Raw genomic sequence first — 17,443 nt, 5'->3', positions numbered from 1 at the left:
AAGGAAAGAACATCTTTATGAAAGCAGAATTTGTAAACCCATTTCTCGCCTCCTTACTCAACGTGGTACAGACTATGACCACTATGGAGCTTAGCCCGCAAAAACCGCGATTAAAGAAAGACGAAATTGCCCGTGGTGATGTGTCTGGTCTTATCGGAATGATTGGCCCCCAAACTAAAGGGTCGATGTCGATCACCTTCGATGAGAAACTCGCGCTAGAAATTATGCACCGCATGGTCGGCGAACGTCCGGTGGGAATTAATGAAGAAATCACAGATATGGTAGGTGAAATCACCAATATGGTTACCGGTGGTGCCAAACGTATTTTAGCCGACAAAGGTTACGATTTTGATATGGCAACACCAGCTGTTGTATCAGGTCGCGGCCATACCATTACTCACAAATGTGAAGGAGCGGTGATCATTATGCCGTTTGAGTCTGACTATGGACGCGCATTTATTGAGATCTGTTTTGATTAATTATCATGTCTGGCTTATCGGTCGAAATAAGCCAGCATTTTCTCTTTTTTCCTTGTGAATCTTACCTTTGTGACTCTCTCCACCAATTGCATTCCCAACCTCTACCAAGCTCATAAAATCATCACAAAAAACTATTCAGCTTAAAAAATAGCGGCTAGACTTTATTATGTTTGATAAGCATCTGGTTACCTAATTAGCCGATACTCAAAAACAGCAAGAGGCTGGCAACAGCACGTTACAAGCAATCTCATTCAAAGGAAATATCGTAAATGAGTAAACTGACTGGAACCGTTAAGTGGTTCAACGATGAAAAAGGATTTGGTTTTATCTCTGGTGTTGATGGCAAAGATGTGTTCGTACATTACAGTGCGATCCAATCTCAAGGCCGTCGTACCCTGCGTGAAGGTCAAAGCGTGGAATTCATCGTCACTGATGGCCAGAAAGGTCCACAAGCAAGTGAAGTTGTTGCACTGTAAAACAGGTAACCGCTCCATTGTTATACGAAAACGCCGCATCGAGTGCGGCGTTTTTTGTTTAAGCTATCTGCTATTTATGCAATAACGCTTAGCTGCGCCACTGTTTAAACGCATTGATAAGACCGTTAGTTGAGCTGTCGTGAGAAGCTACTGCATCTGCACTGTTTAGCTCTGGAAGGATCTTGTTTGCTAGTTGTTTACCTAGCTCAACACCCCACTGGTCAAAGCTTAGGATGTTCCAGATAACACCTTGAGTGAAGATCTTGTGCTCGTATAGGGCAATCAAAGAACCTAAAGTTTTAGGAGTGATCTCTTTAACTAGGATAGAGTTTGTTGGACGGTTACCTTCAAATACCTTAAATGGTACAAGATCTTTCACTTCATCCAGGCTCTTACCTGCTGCAACAAATTCAGCTTCTACTTGCTCTTTAGTTTTACCAAATGCAAGCGCTTCTGTTTGAGCGAAGAAGTTAGCCATTAGCTTAGGATGGTGATCGCCAATTGGATTGTGGCTAATTGCTGGTGCAATGAAATCACATGGAATTAGCTTAGTACCTTGGTGAATAAGCTGGTAGAACGCGTGCTGACCGTTTGTTCCTGGCTCACCCCAAATGATAGGACCTGTTTGGTAATCTACTGGGTTACCACCACGGTCAACATATTTACCATTTGATTCCATGTTGCCTTGCTGGAAGTAAGCAGGGAAACGGTGCATGTACTGATCGTATGGCAAGATAGCTTCGGTTTCTGCACCGTGGAAGTTGTTGTACCAAATACCGATTAGCGCAAGAATAACAGGTAGGTTTTGCTCAAGTGGCGTTGATGCAAAGTGCTTATCCATCTCATGGCCACCTTCAAGCAATGCAACAAAGTTGTCAAAGCCAATAGATAGAGAGATAGATAGACCGATTGCAGACCATAGAGAGTAACGACCGCCAACCCAGTCCCAGAACTCGAACATGTTGTCTGTATCGATACCGAACTCAGAAACTGCAGGAGCGTTAGTTGATAGCGCTGCGAAGTGTTTTGCTACGTGCGCAGAATCTTGAGCTGTTGCTAGGAACCAATCACGCGCAGTTAGTGCGTTAGTCATGGTTTCTTGCGTCGTGAAAGTTTTAGACGCAATCAAAAATAGCGTGGTTTCAGGGTTTAAACCTTTTAGCGTTTCAGCAACATGCGTACCATCAACGTTTGATACAAAGTGCATGTTCAAACGAGTTTTGTATGGCTTAAGTGCTTCAGTCACCATGTATGGACCTAGGTCTGAGCCACCAATACCGATATTTACGATATCTGTGATCTCTTTACCTGTGTAGCCTTTCCACTCACCGCTTACAATACGGTTAGTGAAGCTTTTCATTTTTTCTAGAACAGCGTTAACAGCAGGCATTACATCTTCACCATCTAGGATGATAGGTGTATTGCTACGGTTACGAAGTGCTACGTGCAGTACTGCGCGATCTTCAGTTTGGTTAATCTTCTCACCGCTAAACATAGCAGTAATCGCAGAAGCTAGATCGGTCTCTTTTGCTAGCGCAAATAACTTATCTAGTGTCTCTTGAGTGATTAGGTTTTTTGAGTAATCAAGAAGAATCTCAGAACCGAATGTTGCAGAGAACTTAGCAAAGCGCTCGCTATCTTGGGCAAAAAGATCAGTCAGTTGTTGATCTTGAACTTCTTCAAAATGTGCTGTTAACTCTTTCCACGCTTGAGTTTGCGTTGGATTGATGTTCTTTAACATGGTGACGTTCCTAGTTTTCTTGTGTTTCATTCGCTGAGCAATCCTATTGCTAAACGAACCCCCGATTGGAATTCTTGCACCCAAATTTAGGTTTATGCGCTAATTTTACATCTAATGACTGAGTATGACGAGATATGATAAGCCTAGTCATTGCGTAAAATCATGAAAAACAAGATTGATAATACCGATAAATAGTCATTTGGAATAGGGATAGATCCCCTGAGGATATACAGATGTGGCAACAGAAACAGATTGAACTGACAGCGAAATCACGGGGATTTCATCTGATCAGCGACGAAATAGAACAACAACTGCCTGAACTGGCGCAATATACAGTAGGGTTATGCCATATCTTTATTTTGCATACTTCAGCCAGCTTAACCATTAATGAGAATGCCGATCCTACCGTTCGTAGCGATCTTGAAGCTCATATCAATAAACTGGTTCCTGAACGTGCGCCCTACTATCGCCATACCTACGAAGGTGATGATGATATGCCCGCTCATATCAAAGCGTCATTATTAGGAAGTAGTGTGATGATCCCGATTAAAAATGGCCGATTAGCATTAGGAACATGGCAAGGTATTTACTTAGGAGAGCACCGTGATTATGGTGGCCGCCGCCATTTAATGGTGACTTTACAAGGTGAGTAACCATTCATAACTATCCAAATAAAAACGGATGCCAAGAACTGATAGCATCCGTCTGATTTTTATTTCGTTATGCTGCTCTGGTCATGATAATCAGATATTAAAACGGCTGATTCACCATCACTCGGAACGTGCTCTCTTCTTGGCCCCATGCCATTTCAGCACGAACAACAACCCCTTCAACTTGGAATCGCATTGCGCCACCTGCGCTCCATTTCATGTCTTGGTGTAAAGTAGAAAGCGAATAACTGTCGGCAACGCGTCCTGCATCAACAAAAGCAACCCACTGCCACCACGGTACATCATACCAATCAAAAACAGGCCAACCACCTAAAGGCTGCCACTCTGGCATTACTCGGTACTCTAAGCTATAACTTAGCGCTGAACGCCCAGCAAATCGTCCACCTTGATAACTGCGTAAACGATATAAACCACCTAAACGTACTGCGGCAAACTCAGGAGGTCGCTGATATTGCTCTTGACCAGAAACGCTCTCGCGATTATTCCAACTTGGGGTATCTGCGGTGTAGACGTTAAAAGCAATCACTTGTTGATCAAACAAATCACCCCATTGGCCCAAATTCCAAAACCAACTTTGATTGATTTCCCATTTCCACCAACTTGGTCGCTCCGATGCCCCTGGATCATAGGTTAACTTAACTTGGGTATGGCTGCCTTCGGTTGGGTTTCGAGTATTGTTTTGATTATCCCAATCTAAACGAGTTTCTAGTCCCCACACACTATCTGCGGTTGAAAACTGAGTTGTTGGCAGCGATGGAGAATGCTCAAACTGACGTGATTGATAGAAAGGACGAAATTCAATGGATGAGACCCCACTGTTCCAAGGCGCATGACCTGTAATTTTACGAGTAGGAATAAGTGCTGACTTGATCGGCTCTTGCTTAGCACTGCCCCATGGCAAAATATAACGAGCACTCAATTGATACCAAGCTTCATTGGCATCGGCGATAACGGCATCATCAGTACTGGAATCATTTCCAGCACCCGCACCAAGAAAGTAATCAAAATCTTGATAGTTTGCGCTATAAAGCTCAGTTCCCAATAGCCAACGTCCTTGCTCAGATGGCGCAAAATTATAGGCCCCCAAATAGGTCATCCATGTGCCTTTGTTGGTTACAAGCCCAGCACCAAGCAATGAAGCCTGTGGTTGACCCGCCCCTTTTACAACTCCGGCCAAGCCAATAGAAAAGCCCATGCTGTCGGTTGAAAAAGCAAAAGGGACGGCAGCGGCATCGTGATACCAAGAAGAGTTCTTATCTTCCTGCTTGTCGTCACCGCTTGCGGCCCCCACAGTTGGAAAGCAAAAGAAAGCCGTAGCAACTGCCACGGCCTTAGATATATGTGATGTCATCAACCTCATCCAGATTCTCTGTTGTTAGGTGTAGGTCATGGCAACGCGCGAAGTCAATTTAGTTACTAACTCATAGGCAATCGTACCTATGTGCTCAGCAACCACTTCAGCTGGTAATCCGTTACCCCATAAAATGGCTTCATCGCCAACTTTATCTTGAGCATCTGGGCCAAGATCGACAGTAAGCATATCCATTGAGACACGACCGGCCATTGGCACAATGCGGCCATTCACTAATATCGGTGTGCCATTGGGCGCAGAACGAGGATAGCCATCACCGTAACCAATCGCAATAACGCCAACTTTTGTGTCACGTTCGCTGGTCCAGTTACCACCATAGCCCACTTGCTCGCCTTTTTTCACATCGCGTACGGCAATCAAGCTTGATGTCAGGGTCATCACAGGCTTTAAGTTATAAGCCGACGCCGACATTTCAGGTTCAGCAAACGGAGAAATCCCGTACATAACAATACCAGGACGAATCCACTCTAAGTGACTGTCTGGCCATGCTAACACGCCAGCAGAAGCGGCCAAAGAGCGCTCCCCAGTACAACCTTCCGTTAATGCTAAGAAAGTCTCAAGTTGCTGATTGGTCACATCGCTTTGCAGATCGTCTGCACAACCAAAATGGCTGATGTAGCGCAGTGGTTTCGCTACGTTGTGACACGCATGAAGACGAGTAATAAACTCATCAATCTGCTCAGGGCGAACACCAAGACGATGCATACCAGTATCAATTTTTAGCCAAACAACAACAGGGCCATCAAGTTTTGCCTGCTCTAGAGCCTCTAATTGCTCGATAGAGTGCACGACTGTATGAATGTTATTGGTTACTAATACAGGTAAATCAGAAGGAGAATAGAAGCCTTCTAGTAATAAAATCGGTTTAACAATTCCACCAGCACGCAGCGTCAATGCTTCTTCAATACGTGCAGCACCGTATGCATCAACCGTTGGCAAGCTCTTTGCCACATGCAATAAACCGTGGCCATAAGCGTTGGCTTTTACAACGGCCAAAATCTTACTGTTGGGTGCTTGAGTTCTCAGCTGGCGCAAATTGTGCGTCAATGCTTCTGTATCAATATGAGCGGTCGCAGCTTTCATTCAAAATCCTAGTTTTGTGGAATTATTTTTATTCTTCATCATTCTTCATCAAATGCCGGACCCGCGTAATTATCAAAGCGCGAGAACTGGCCTTGGAAAGTCAGACGAACCGTACCGATAGGACCGTTACGTTGCTTACCAATGATGATTTCAGCAATGCCTTTTAGCGCACTGTCTTCGTGATAAACTTCATCTCGATAGATAAACATGATCAAGTCGGCATCCTGCTCGATCGCACCGGATTCACGCAAATCTGAGTTTACTGGTCGTTTATCCGCTCGTTGTTCCAAGGAACGGTTAAGCTGAGACAGCGCCACAACAGGCACGTTCAATTCTTTCGCTAATGCTTTTAACGAGCGCGAAATCTCCGCAATCTCTAAGGTACGGTTATCTTGCATTCCCGGTACGCGCATTAACTGTAAGTAGTCGACCATGATAAGGCTGATACCGCCGTGGTCTCGGGCAATTCGACGAGCACGTGAACGCACTTCGGTCGGTGTTAAGCCTGAGCTATCATCGATGAAAATATTTTTCTTTTGCATCAATAAGCCCATGGTCGATGAAATTCGAGCCCAATCTTCATCATCTAACTGACCCGTACGGATCTTGGTTTGGTCAACTCGAGATAACGACGCTAACATACGCATCATGATCTGTTCTGATGGCATCTCAAGCGAGAAGATAAGAACGGGCTTATCTTGATCCATTGCTGCGTTCTCACATAAGTTCATCGCAAACGTGGTTTTACCCATAGATGGACGGGCAGCAACGATAATCAAGTCAGACGGCTGCATACCTGCGGTTTTCTTATTTAGATCGCTAAATCCAGTCGATACCCCAGTCACACCGTCTTGTGGTGATTGGTACAGCAGCTCGATTCTTTCTAACGTTTTTTCCAAGATAGAGTCGACATTCTGCGGCCCTTCTTTATCGTTAGTTCGCTGTTCACCAATGGCAAATACTTTACTCTCAGCCATATCCAGTAGGTCGTCGGTAGTGCGACCTTGAGGATCGTAACCGGCATCAGCAATTTCATTTGCCACACCAATCATGTCTCGAATAATGGCACGCTCACGAACAATATCGGCATACGCTGAAATGTTCGCCGCTGATGGGGTGTTTTTAGCAAGCTCAGCCAGATAGGCAAAACCACCCACATCTTCTAATTTATCATTCTGTTCTAACTGTTCAGAAAGCGTAATCAAATCCAGTGGCTGACCACCATCAAGTATCGCGGCGGCAGATTCAAAGATAAGGCGATGGGGACGACTGTAGAAATCTTTCGCCACTACTTTTTCAGCAACGGTGTCCCACTTCTCGTTATCCAACATTAAGCCACCTAGCACCGATTGCTCAGCTTCTAGGGAGTGTGGAGGCATTTTGATTGCATCCATCTGTTTATCTTTTACTTTGTACGATTTACTAGTTTCTGCCATAAGAATTGCTGTGCGTTACCGAAAGTGAAGCTGGTTAGTATACCCTATCCAATCCGAGACCATTAGTTTTCTTCGTTAGCATTTTAATTATGACTCCTTTTGTGAGGCAATGGAGGAAGAAATAGTGATTCCTAACTAAATGCTGACAAAATCCCGATACACTGCACATTCTTTGCTGCATAAGTGAACGTTATAATCGAGTATCATTCGAAGGTAGGAAAGAGCTCAGGTATACTCCCCTTCCTAAAAATATTCACCCTATACTGTTGAGAGGTTGTTTTGGCTCGCTATTTACTGATGTTATTGTTATTGGCAAATACCGCTGCCTACGCTGAAACAGCTCAAACACCCGATGAAACGAATGAAGAGTCGGTGCCATCACCTCTCACCACAGAGCTGGAACTGGGTTATCAATCGCTCTCAGGTAACTCAGATTCACAGTCGATGAATACCCGTCTTAAATTTATCTACACCAAACAGCGCTTTTATAATACGGCTGAATTTAAATTCTTATTGGCAGAAAAAGACGGTGAAGAAGATAAACGTAAAGGTTCAATTGAAGTTCAGTCAAACATGATCATCGATGACCGAACCTATGTTTTTGGTAACGCCAATTACATCGATGACCGTTATGGCCCTTATTATGCCGACTTTACCTTCTCAAGTGGTTTAGGTTACCGTTTATTTCGTTTACAAGATTTTCAGATGCGAGCAGAAGCCGGTCCCGGTTATCGCCACCAAGAGCCCAATTTAGATGAGATTGGCTCGGGCGACATCATCAAGCGAAACTTGGTCGATGAGCCTATTTTACGTGGCTATACCACCATGACTTGGAAACCATCGAAAACAGTTGAGTTCTCAGCAAGCTTAACGGGTGTGGTAGGTAACAGTAACAGTACGATAGAGAGTGAACTGAATATGACCAGCTCAGTTACCGAGCGCATTGCGATTAAGATTTCCAATACGCAGAAACTGTATAGCTGGGTGCCCGATGGGCTAGAAAAGCGTGACTCAACAACTATGATTAATATGTTGTTTAAGATGTAAGATCGAGAAAGCGAGAAAGCGAGAAATAATACGCACAAACAAAAAAACCAGCCCGGAGGCTGGTTTTTCTATTAAAGCTAAAAGCGATTACTCTGCAGCAACAACGTTTAGTTTAACAGTTGCGAATACATCAGAGTTTAGCTGGATGCTAACTTCGAATTCGCCAGTAGTGCGTAGTGCACCTTCAGGTAGACGTACTTCGCTCTTAACTAGTGCAACGCCAGCTGCAGTTACAGCGTCAGCGATGTCACGAGTACCGATAGAACCGAATAGTTTACCTTCGTCACCAGCTTTAGAAGCGATAACTACAGCTTCTAGTGCGTTTAGTGCTTCAGCGCGAGCTTGAGCAGCAGCTTGTTGCTCAGCAACTTTAGCTTCTAGCTCTGCACGACGTGCTTCGAACATTTCAACGTTAGCTTTAGTTGCCATTACTGCCTTAGCTTGTGGGATAAGGAAGTTACGAGCGTAGCCAGCTTTTACGTTAACTTGGTCGCCAAGGCCACCTAGGTTAGCGATTTTATCAAGTAGAATAACTTGCATTATCTTGTCCTCTATAAAAGTCTAAAAACTACTACCGATTACTGATGCTTGTCAGTGTATGGTAGAAGTGCTAGGTAACGAGAACGCTTGATAGCGCGAGCTAGCTGACGCTGGTATTTAGCGCGAGTACCAGTGATACGGCTAGGAACGATTTTACCAGCTTCAGTGATGTAGTTTTTTAGAGTTGCTACGTCTTTGTAGTCAATCTCTTGTACGCCTTCTGCAGTGAAACGGCAGAATTTACGACGACGGAAGAAACGAGCCATGGGCTATCTCCTGATCTAAATTATGTCAATGTGATCGGCATGTAATACTAATTTACCAATGCCATTACGGCCGGTTTGATAAGAGATAAAACCTCCTACCTTAATATGACTACCGATAGCTAAATCTTGAGTGAGTACTTGTTGACCTTTGCCGCTGACTACCACGTTAATATAACAATATACTTGGCGTGGTAAGCCGGCTTCCTGTTGTATCGAGCGATGCTCAAGCACAAAGTGACAATGAGGTATTCCCGCAGGAGATTGGCTTCGCTTGGGTTGTTTGGCAATAGTACCAACTAACTCCAGACGATTGGTCATTTATAAATTACTCAGCAGCTGCTTCGCCTTCAGATTGTGCTTCTGCACGCTCTTCACGCTTAGTGAAACGCTCTTCTTTAGCCTTCATCATTGGAGATGGCTCAGTGATAGCGCCTTTAGTACGCATGATCATGTTACGGATCACTGCGTCGTTGAAGCGGAAGTTTGACTCAAGCTCGTCAATAACAGCCTGCTCAGCTTCAACGTTCATTAGAACGTAGTGTGCTTTGTGCAGTTTGTTGATTGGGTAAGCCATTTGACGACGACCCCAATCTTCTAGACGGTGAATCTGACCACCAGAATCTTTGATAGCAGCAGTGTAACGCTCGATCATGCCAGCAACTTGCTCGCTTTGATCAGGGTGCACCATGAATACGATTTCGTAATGACGCATTGGTTGCTCCTTACGGATTATTCAGCTTCCCTTGTCGGCTCGGTTATCCTGGGGAAGCAAGGAACGAAAAAAAGAACCGAGAATTTAGAGGCAGGATAGTACAGAGATTGGACAATCTTAGCAAGCAAATTTTCTTGTTGGCGAGACAAAAACAAAAAGCCTAAAGAGCATTACCTCCTTAGGCTTTTCTATCATAGAGTTAAACAAAGAATGTTTCTAAGATTAGCGCTCGATACGCTGACGTACTGCCTCAAACAGACAGATGCCGCTAGCAACAGATACGTTCAAACTCGATACAGAACCGGCCATTGGGATCTTAATAAGATCATCGCACGTTTCACGAGTTAGACGACGCATACCTTCACCTTCTGCTCCCATTACAATAGCAAGCGGACCGGTTAACTTAGTCTGGTAAATATCGTGAGTCGCTTCACCTGCGGTGCCCACAATCCAGATATTTTTCTCTTCTTGCAGATAACGCATAGTACGAGCAAGGTTTGTCACTCGAACCAAAGGCACCACTTCTGCGGCACCACAAGCAACTTTACTTGCTGTAGCTGTTAACTGAGCAGAGCGGTCTTTTGGCACAATAATCGCTACCGCACCGGCTGCATCTGCATTTCGTAGACAAGCACCTAAGTTATGAGGATCGGTTACACCATCAAGAATCAGCAGTAATGGATTTTCTTTACCCGCTAAAATCGCATCTAAGTCGTTTTCATTGAACTGCTTACCAGGACGAACGCGAGCGACAATACCTTGATGGTTTGCCCCATGAACTTTGTCATCCAATGCCTTACGACCCGCTTGCTGCATGGTTACACCCAGCATTTGAAGTTCGTTTAGAATTGGCAGTAGACGCTCATCTTGACGACCTTTTAGCACAAATACTTCGATAAAACGGGAAGGATCTGATGCTAATACTGCTTTAACGGCGTGAATGCCGAAAATCATTTCATTACTCATGGATTATTTCTTCTTTGCTGCTCGTTCCGCTTTACCAGCACGCTGCTTTTTCTTTTTACGTGCTGCCGTCGATGGCTTTGCTTTAGCCTTGGTATCGGTTGATGCTTTCTTCTTGCCGCCTTTGCCGCGACCTTTTGGTGCTTTATCATCCTCAAATTTTGGAATAGCACCTTGTTTTAGCTTCTGGCGAGTTGAACGGCAATCTTTCTTTTTCTCTGCTTGCTGTTGTTCTTGCTTAGCAGGATCTACGACTGCCGCCCCATCCTCAACACGATAAACCTTCAAACTTTGACGTTTTAGGCCTTCAGCTTTACGCATGCGCTGTTTCTTATCACGGTTTTTCGCCGTTTTGCCTTCGCCGCGTACTTTACGTTTACTGCCAACCAAATCAAAGTCAATTTGACGATCATTTAGATTAATTGCAGCCACTTTTACTTTGACAGAGTCACCTAAGCGGTAGATTTGACCTGAACTTTCACCAATTAAGCGTTGGCCAATCGGGTCATATTGATAGTAATCATTCGCTAAATTACTAACATGCACCAAACCATCAATATTTAGCTCGTTAAGACGAACAAAGAAACCAAAGCCTGTCACGTTGGCAATCACACCATCGAACTCATCGCCTAGGTGGTCTTGCATGTATTCACATTTCAACCAATCGGCAACATCGCGGGTCGCATCATCAGCGCGGCGCTCAGTCATAGAGCACTGCTCACCTAGCACATCGATATCATCAAATGAGTAGTGATAACCGCCTGTTGGTGTCCAACGATCTTGATTACGACCTTCCTGCTTAGCGATTAGATATTTAATTGCACGGTGCAAGGTTAAATCGGGATAACGACGGATTGGTGAAGTAAAGTGAGCATACTGCTTAAGAGCCAAACCAAAGTGACCAATATTATCGGCTTGATAAACCGCTTGCTTCATTGAGCGTAGCAGCATGGTTTGAATCAATTCTTTATCTTCACGGCCTTCGATTTGGTGTGCCAATTTCGCGTAATCAGCAGGTGCTGGCTCAAAACCACCATCAAGCTGAAGACCTAGCTCACCTAAGAAGTCTCGAAATCCTGTTAAGCGCTCTTCACCTGGAACATCGTGCACACGATACAGAGCAGGCTCTTTGGCTTTTTCAACAAAACGAGCCGATGCGATATTGGCTAAGATCATACATTCTTCGATAATCTTATGCGCATCATTACGCACTGCAGGCACAATACGATCAATTTTACGATCTGCATTGAAAATGAACTGCGTTTCTACCGTTTCAAATTCAATTGCGCCACGTGCTTCACGAGCCTCTTTTAGCACTTTATACATGCTATAAAGCTCTTCAAGATGAGGAACTAGTGGCGCATAACGTTCACGCAACTCTTCATCACCTTCAAGCATTTTGCTTACTTTGGTGTACGTTAAACGGGCATGCGAATTCATTACCGCTTCGTAGTGCTTATAACCAGATAATTTACCCGTATCGGAAATGGTCATCTCGCACACCATACACAAGCGATCCACTTGCGGGTTAAGTGAACACAGGCCATTTGATAGCACTTCAGGTAGCATCGGAATAACTTGTGATGGGAAGTAAACCGAGTTACCACGTTTAACCGCCTCTTTATCTAAAGCAGAATCGTGGCGAACGTAGTAGCTCACATCAGCAATGGCAACCCAAAGACGCCAGCCGCCTGATTTTTTCTTCTCACAAAAGACAGCATCGTCAAAGTCGCGCGCATCTTCACCATCAATGGTAACCAATGGCAACTGACGCAAATCAACTCGACCTTGCTTCGCCTCTTCTGGCACTTCTTCGGTTAAGTCTTTGATCTGTTTTTCAACATCGGCTGGCCATTCATGAGGAATATCATGGGTGCGTAACGCGATTTCAATTTCCATACCTGGTGCCATATTTTCACCAAGGACTTCCACCACTTTACCTACAGCGTTGTACTGACGAGTCGCTCGTTGGGTGATTTCAACCACCACCACATTACCCATACGGGCACCTAAGCGATCGGCTTGTGGAATCACGATATCTTGCGCAATACGTGAATCATCTGGCACCACATAACCCATGCCATCTTCAATAAAGAAGCGACCAACAATTTGAGCCGTTGTTGGTTTTAATACTCGAACTACGCGACCTTCTTTGCGACCACGTTTATCGACACCTGCCACTTGAGCTAAAATGTAATCACCGTGGATCACACCGCGCATCTGATGAACAGGCAGCAGTAAATCGTCGTCTTTTGACATGTTGCCTTCTGGACGAACAAAGCCAAAACCATCACGGTGACCCATGACGTAACCTTTGATCAGATCCAGACGTTCAGGCAGTGCATAACACTGACGACGAGTAAAAATTAATTGACCATCACGCTCCATCGCACGTAAGCGACGGCGTAATCCTTCGTATTGGTCATCCCCTTCCAATTTCAATTCCGCAAACAACTGATCACGACTGATTGGCGTATCAAAGCCTCGAATCACTTCAAGTAGCATCTCGCGACTTGGAATCGGATTTTCATAGTTAGTTGCTTCGCGATCGCGAAATGGGTCGACCGGTAAATCGGTTGTACCTGTAGACATATGTTGATCCTGTTGGCCCTAACATACCTTAAGTATATTGCGCCGATAGGTGAAAGATGGGAGCCAGTTCACTATCGTGACAAGCTCCACTAAATATTATTTACTGAGAAGTTATAAGTTCAGTAAAAACAGACTGTTAGTCAATATGATTCAATAAAATGCGCAGTGGTGGATTATCATCAACTAATGAGGCCAACGTATGTTTATCCAACTCAGCCAAAAATACTGCGCGCGCGTCCGCTAGCACATTCTTCAAACGACATGCTGGCGTAATATGACAAAACTCATCGCTACAATTAACAATTTGCAGCGGTTCAATGGCACGAACTACATCACCCAGTACAATGCTTTCAGCAGCCATACCTAAGCGAATTCCGCCATTTTTACCTCGAACAGTTTCAACGTATCCTAATTGGCCAAGTTTATTAATAATTTTGACCATATGATTTCGTGAAACATTATAGGTTTCGGTTACTTTAGTAATACTGGTCAACTCACCTTGAGGTAAAGTTGCCAGATATATCAAGGCTCTTAGGCCATAATCGGTAAAACTTGTTAACTGCACAAATAACTCCTCCTTTGCAATATTTTAATCTTGTTCTTGACTAAAAGATACCTATCAGATACAACATATAACATATATTATAAATACAAGTTAGAGAAAGAAGTAATGATTAGCCAACAAACTATCGATATTGTTAAAGCAACAACGCCGGTAATTGCAGAGACAGGTCCTGCCTTAACTGCCCATTTTTATCAGCGTATGTTTCAGCATAACCCTGAACTTAAAGATATTTTCAATTTAAGTCACCAACGAAATGGTGCGCAACGAGAAGCATTATTTAATGCAATTTGTGCCTATGCGACTAACATTGAAAATCTTGAAGCTCTATTACCTGCAGTTGAAAAAATTGCTCATAAACACACCAGTTTTATGATAACAGCAGAGCAATATCAAATTGTTGGTCATCATTTATTGGCCACTATTGATGAATTGCTATCCCCTGGGCAGGAAGTTTTAGACGCTTGGGCCGAAGCTTATGGCGTATTGGCTAATATTTTTATTACTCGTGAAGAAGATATTTACCAAGAAAATGAAGCAAAGCAAGGTGGCTGGCGCGGTACTCGCGAATTTGAACTCGTTGAAAAGCGCCAAGAAAGTGATGTCATTACGAGCTTCACATTTAAACCAACGGATGGCCAACCGGTTGCAGCATTTAAACCAGGTCAATATTTAGGTGTTTACTTAAAGCCTGAGCAGTTCGAGTTCCAAGAAATTCGTCAATACAGCTTATCAAGCGCACCCCAGCCAAATACATACCGAATCTCGGTTAAGCGTGAAGATGGTGGTTTAGTATCAAGTTATCTTCATGATAGCTTAGTTGAGGGTGATAAAGTACTATTGGCTGCGCCTGCGGGTGACTTTTTCTTGGAAGAGAACCCAACGGCTCCTGTGACTCTTATTTCTGCAGGTGTCGGTTTAACGCCAACACTTGCCATGCTAGAAACTCTACAACAACACGATCAATCCGTTTATTGGCTCCACGCTGCGCACAATGGTCGTCATCACGCCTTTAAAGATCACATCAAGCAATTAGCACTAAAAAATGCTCAAATTAAGCCAACTACTTGGTATCAAGAACCACAAGCCGATGATGTATTAAGTGAAGATTATGATTATGTGGGCTTGATAGATCTGACTCAATTAGCAGCAGAATTGACTAAAGATAAAGATATGCAGTTTTATTTCTGTGGCCCAGTTGGATTCATGCAACACGTTGCCAAACAACTTATGGCGATGGGTGTTGAGCAAGACCGTCTACATTATGAATGCTTTGGTCCTCATAAAGTGATCTAATCACTTTACATTGTTGCCAATAGCCTAAAAGAGAAAACCTCCATTTACGGAGGTTTTTTTGATCTACCAAAGCAGCTCTTCTCGCTTGGCTCTGGCGATAATATTAGCGGGCATTTGATGCTCTAGTCGACGACGTAGCTGAGTAATACGCTGATGTTGATTTCGGTTGTCGGTCACACTGAAATAGAGCCACCGATATGCGTCTTCATAATCCAATGGGCTGCCATAATCTTTAAGTAACAGTTCGGCTAGCCGAATTCTTGCTGCAATATTTCCCATTGCAGCCGCTTCACGAAGATACAAGATCGCTCGATCTCTGTCTTGTTGAACCAAAGTACCTGTTGCGTAATAACGACCTAATTGCTCAAGTGCTGCTGGTAAGCCCTGATTTGCCGCTTTCTTCATATAGTAGAGCCCAGTTTCCGCATCTTTGGGCACACAGACTCCCCAAGCTAACATATCACCATAAAGAAACTGGTAAGCGGGAGACTGAACACGTCTTGCTCTAGCTATAATATCTTGGACCAATTGGCAATCATCAGCTTTTACCTGTGCTAACTGACTATTGGTTTCAAAAAGATGGATCAATTGAGAGTCTGAATAAACAGGCACAGCATCGCCAACCCCTTGAGACCAACCCCAAATAGGTATGATAGCGGCACTTAACAGCCATAACTTTACGGCAGGCTTCATTATTAGCTCTCATTATTATTGCGATAATTAAGTATCGACCAATAACCGCCGAACTTTAGACCTTGGCTCGGTCAATTTTCTGCCTCAAGATCACATCTTAAATTGCAACGGTTTATATATTTTAGATAACAAAAAGCCAGCACTAAGGCTGGCTTTCGATTTAAGCATTTTTCAGCTACGAACTAGATCAATTATTCGCCGTATGGGTGAACTTTGATGATAGTTTCGTTACGGTCAGGACCTGTTGAGATGATATCTACAGGAACGCCTGTTAGCTCTTCGATACGTGCAATGTAATCTAGTGCTGTTTGAGGAAGCTCTTCTAGTGTTTTAACACCGAAAGTCTTCTCGCTCCAACCCGGCATTGTTTCGTAGATTAGCTCTAGATCTTCGTACTCGTCTGCAGCCATTGGAGATACTTCTAGGATCTCACCAGTCTTAGTCTTGTAACCAGTACAGATCTTAAGTTCTTCTAGACCATCTAGTACGTCTAGCTTAGTTAGACAGAAACCAGAGATAGAGTTGATTTGTACTGCACGACGCATAGCCACAGCATCGAACCAACCTGTACGACGTAGACGACCTGTTGTTGCACCAAACTCATGGCCAACAGTACCTAGGTGTTTACCGATAGGATCTTGCTTTTCTAGACCATCGTATAGTTCAGTTGGGAAAGGACCTGCACCAACGCGAGTACAGTAAGCTTTCGCAATACCTAGGATATAACCAAGGTGACGAGGACCGAAACCAGAACCTGCAGCAACACCACCAGCTGTAGTGTTAGAAGAAGTTACGTACGGGTAAGTACCGTGGTCGATATCAAGTAGAGTACCTTGCGCACCTTCGAACATGATCTTGTCGCCACGTAGACGAGCGTCATCAAGCTCTTTAGTTACGTCAATAACCATTGAAGTTAGGATGTCAGCTTGTGCCATCACACCTTCTAGCACTTCTTCGTAGCTTACAGGCTCAGCATTGTAGTAATGCTCAAGCTGGAAGTTGTGGTAAGCCATAACTTCTTTTAGCTTCTCAGCAAATGCTTCTTTATTGAATAGATCGCCAACACGAAGACCGCGACGTGCAACTTTATCTTCGTAAGCAGGACCGATACCACGGCCAGTTGTACCGATAGCTTTTTTACCGCGAGCAATTTCACGAGCTTGGTCTAGCGCAATGTGGTAAGGAAGAATTAGTGGACAAGCTTCTGACAGGAATAGACGCTCACGAACTGGAATACCACGCTCTTCTAGCGGGCCCATTTCTTTCATTAGTGCATCTGGAGAAAGTACAACACCGTTACCGATGATGCATTTAACGTTGTCACGTAGGATACCTGATGGGATTAGGTGAAGAACAGTTTTCTCACCGTCGATCACTAGAGTATGACCTGCGTTGTGACCGCCTTGGTAGCGAACCACATACTTTGCATCTTCTGTTAGTAGATCTACGATCTTACCTTTACCCTCGTCACCCCATTGGGTGCCTAAAACGACTACATTGTTTGCCATCTTTCT

18 protein-coding genes are annotated in these 17,443 nt (G+C 44.1%); 5 read left to right on the top strand and 13 right to left on the bottom strand.

Features of this window, described 5'->3' with window-relative positions; genetic code table 11:
* Positions 1-17: 17 nt before the first annotated feature.
* Together CTN07_RS18045 and CTN07_RS18040 are read left to right on the top strand one after the other, a co-directional pair.
* A complete protein-coding gene (locus tag CTN07_RS18045) occupies positions 18-479 on the top strand; it encodes a chemotaxis protein CheX (RefSeq protein WP_036764492.1) in 462 nt (153 codons plus the stop codon).
* A 269-nt stretch (positions 480-748) separates the two neighbouring features.
* On the top strand, positions 749-955 hold the full coding sequence (locus CTN07_RS18040; RefSeq protein WP_005301575.1) for a cold-shock protein: 207 nt from the start codon (positions 749-751) through the stop codon (positions 953-955).
* A gap of 88 nt (positions 956-1,043) precedes the next feature.
* Here CTN07_RS18040 and pgi read toward each other — a convergent pair whose 3' ends face one another.
* Positions 1,044-2,696, bottom strand: coding sequence for a glucose-6-phosphate isomerase (pgi, locus tag CTN07_RS18035; RefSeq protein WP_005301578.1), 1,653 nt, complete (start codon positions 2,694-2,696; stop codon positions 1,044-1,046).
* A gap of 233 nt (positions 2,697-2,929) precedes the next feature.
* Between pgi and CTN07_RS18030 the strand changes: the two genes are divergently transcribed.
* Positions 2,930-3,349 (top strand): secondary thiamine-phosphate synthase enzyme YjbQ, encoded by a 420-nt coding sequence (locus CTN07_RS18030; RefSeq protein WP_036764494.1) that lies wholly within the window; start codon positions 2,930-2,932, stop codon positions 3,347-3,349.
* Between the two features lie 97 nt (positions 3,350-3,446).
* On the opposite strand, the gene CTN07_RS18025 is transcribed toward CTN07_RS18030, so the two are convergent.
* The 3 genes from CTN07_RS18025 to CTN07_RS18015 are packed head-to-tail and all read right to left on the bottom strand — an operon-like array spanning position 3,447 to position 7,258.
* Positions 3,447-4,727, bottom strand: a complete 1,281-nt coding sequence (locus CTN07_RS18025; RefSeq protein WP_005301582.1) for a BamA/TamA family outer membrane protein — start codon at positions 4,725-4,727, stop codon at positions 3,447-3,449.
* A gap of 15 nt (positions 4,728-4,742) precedes the next feature.
* Entirely contained in the window at positions 4,743-5,822 is a 1,080-nt protein-coding gene (alr, locus tag CTN07_RS18020; protein WP_005301584.1) for an alanine racemase, read from the bottom strand.
* Between the two features lie 38 nt (positions 5,823-5,860).
* Positions 5,861-7,258 (bottom strand): replicative DNA helicase, encoded by a 1,398-nt coding sequence (locus tag CTN07_RS18015; protein ID WP_036764498.1) that lies wholly within the window; start codon positions 7,256-7,258, stop codon positions 5,861-5,863.
* A gap of 279 nt (positions 7,259-7,537) precedes the next feature.
* On the opposite strand from CTN07_RS18015, the gene CTN07_RS18010 reads away from it, so the two are divergent.
* Positions 7,538-8,305, top strand: a complete 768-nt coding sequence (locus tag CTN07_RS18010; RefSeq protein WP_036764500.1) for a DUF481 domain-containing protein — start codon at positions 7,538-7,540, stop codon at positions 8,303-8,305.
* Positions 8,306-8,392: 87 nt separating this feature from the next.
* On the opposite strand, the gene rplI is transcribed toward CTN07_RS18010, so the two are convergent.
* From rplI to nsrR, 7 genes are all read right to left on the bottom strand, one after another.
* Positions 8,393-8,845: a 50S ribosomal protein L9 gene (gene rplI, locus CTN07_RS18005; RefSeq protein WP_005301592.1), complete on the bottom strand. Its 453-nt coding sequence runs from the start codon at positions 8,843-8,845 to the stop codon at positions 8,393-8,395.
* Positions 8,846-8,883: 38 nt separating this feature from the next.
* Positions 8,884-9,111 carry a 30S ribosomal protein S18 gene (gene rpsR / locus CTN07_RS18000; RefSeq protein ID WP_002539422.1) on the bottom strand — a complete coding sequence of 76 codons (228 nt, stop codon included), beginning with the start codon at positions 9,109-9,111 and terminating at the stop codon, positions 8,884-8,886.
* A 15-nt stretch (positions 9,112-9,126) separates the two neighbouring features.
* Positions 9,127-9,429, bottom strand: coding sequence for a primosomal replication protein N (gene priB, locus CTN07_RS17995; protein ID WP_036764502.1), 303 nt, complete (start codon positions 9,427-9,429; stop codon positions 9,127-9,129).
* A gap of 7 nt (positions 9,430-9,436) precedes the next feature.
* Positions 9,437-9,823 (bottom strand): 30S ribosomal protein S6, encoded by a 387-nt coding sequence (gene rpsF / locus CTN07_RS17990; protein WP_005301625.1) that lies wholly within the window; start codon positions 9,821-9,823, stop codon positions 9,437-9,439.
* 222 nt (positions 9,824-10,045) lie between these two features.
* Positions 10,046-10,789, bottom strand: a complete 744-nt coding sequence (gene rlmB / locus CTN07_RS17985) for a 23S rRNA (guanosine(2251)-2'-O)-methyltransferase RlmB (RefSeq protein WP_005301629.1) — start codon at positions 10,787-10,789, stop codon at positions 10,046-10,048.
* 3 nt (positions 10,790-10,792) lie between these two features.
* Entirely contained in the window at positions 10,793-13,378 is a 2,586-nt protein-coding gene (gene rnr, locus CTN07_RS17980) for a ribonuclease R (RefSeq protein ID WP_005301632.1), read from the bottom strand.
* Between the two features lie 136 nt (positions 13,379-13,514).
* Positions 13,515-13,943, bottom strand: a complete 429-nt coding sequence (gene nsrR / locus CTN07_RS17975; RefSeq protein ID WP_036764504.1) for a nitric oxide-sensing transcriptional repressor NsrR — start codon at positions 13,941-13,943, stop codon at positions 13,515-13,517.
* Between the two features lie 105 nt (positions 13,944-14,048).
* On the opposite strand from nsrR, the gene hmpA reads away from it, so the two are divergent.
* Positions 14,049-15,236, top strand: coding sequence for an NO-inducible flavohemoprotein (hmpA, locus tag CTN07_RS17970; RefSeq protein ID WP_005301634.1), 1,188 nt, complete (start codon positions 14,049-14,051; stop codon positions 15,234-15,236).
* Positions 15,237-15,299: 63 nt separating this feature from the next.
* Here hmpA and motX read toward each other — a convergent pair whose 3' ends face one another.
* Positions 15,300-15,929, bottom strand: a complete 630-nt coding sequence (motX, locus tag CTN07_RS17965; RefSeq protein WP_005301637.1) for a flagellar protein MotX — start codon at positions 15,927-15,929, stop codon at positions 15,300-15,302.
* Between the two features lie 191 nt (positions 15,930-16,120).
* A complete protein-coding gene (locus CTN07_RS17960; protein WP_005301639.1) occupies positions 16,121-17,437 on the bottom strand; it encodes an adenylosuccinate synthase in 1,317 nt (438 codons plus the stop codon).
* Positions 17,438-17,443 lie beyond the last annotated feature (6 nt).

The sequence above is a fragment of the Photobacterium damselae genome (genome assembly GCF_003026815.1).
GTDB classification, from domain to species: Bacteria; Pseudomonadota; Gammaproteobacteria; order Enterobacterales; family Vibrionaceae; genus Photobacterium; species Photobacterium damselae.
Note: the sequence above shows the minus strand (reverse complement) of the source record. Positions and strands in the feature narration are given on the sequence as shown.

What these genes read in the sequence shown, in the direction of transcription:
- CTN07_RS18045 (WP_036764492.1), top strand. Translation starts at nt 18, where the DNA reads ATGAAAGCAGAATTTGTAAACCCATTTCTCGCCTCCTTACTCAACGTG.
- CTN07_RS18040 (WP_005301575.1), top strand. Translation starts at nt 749, where the DNA reads ATGAGTAAACTGACTGGAACCGTTAAGTGGTTCAACGATGAAAAAGGA.
- pgi (WP_005301578.1), bottom strand. Translation starts at nt 2,696, where the DNA reads ATGTTAAAGAACATCAATCCAACGCAAACTCAAGCGTGGAAAGAGTTA.
- CTN07_RS18030 (WP_036764494.1), top strand. Translation starts at nt 2,930, where the DNA reads ATGTGGCAACAGAAACAGATTGAACTGACAGCGAAATCACGGGGATTT.
- CTN07_RS18025 (WP_005301582.1), bottom strand. Translation starts at nt 4,727, where the DNA reads ATGAGGTTGATGACATCACATATATCTAAGGCCGTGGCAGTTGCTACG.
- alr (WP_005301584.1), bottom strand. Translation starts at nt 5,822, where the DNA reads ATGAAAGCTGCGACCGCTCATATTGATACAGAAGCATTGACGCACAAT.
- CTN07_RS18015 (WP_036764498.1), bottom strand. Translation starts at nt 7,258, where the DNA reads ATGGCAGAAACTAGTAAATCGTACAAAGTAAAAGATAAACAGATGGAT.
- rplI (WP_005301592.1), bottom strand. Translation starts at nt 8,845, where the DNA reads ATGCAAGTTATTCTACTTGATAAAATCGCTAACCTAGGTGGCCTTGGC.
- rpsR (WP_002539422.1), bottom strand. Translation starts at nt 9,111, where the DNA reads ATGGCTCGTTTCTTCCGTCGTCGTAAATTCTGCCGTTTCACTGCAGAA.
- priB (WP_036764502.1), bottom strand. Translation starts at nt 9,429, where the DNA reads ATGACCAATCGTCTGGAGTTAGTTGGTACTATTGCCAAACAACCCAAG.
- rpsF (WP_005301625.1), bottom strand. Translation starts at nt 9,823, where the DNA reads ATGCGTCATTACGAAATCGTATTCATGGTGCACCCTGATCAAAGCGAG.
- rlmB (WP_005301629.1), bottom strand. Translation starts at nt 10,789, where the DNA reads ATGAGTAATGAAATGATTTTCGGCATTCACGCCGTTAAAGCAGTATTA.
- rnr (WP_005301632.1), bottom strand. Translation starts at nt 13,378, where the DNA reads ATGTCTACAGGTACAACCGATTTACCGGTCGACCCATTTCGCGATCGC.
- hmpA (WP_005301634.1), top strand. Translation starts at nt 14,049, where the DNA reads ATGATTAGCCAACAAACTATCGATATTGTTAAAGCAACAACGCCGGTA.
- motX (WP_005301637.1), bottom strand. Translation starts at nt 15,929, where the DNA reads ATGAAGCCTGCCGTAAAGTTATGGCTGTTAAGTGCCGCTATCATACCT.
- CTN07_RS17960 (WP_005301639.1), bottom strand. Translation starts at nt 17,437, where the DNA reads ATGGCAAACAATGTAGTCGTTTTAGGCACCCAATGGGGTGACGAGGGT.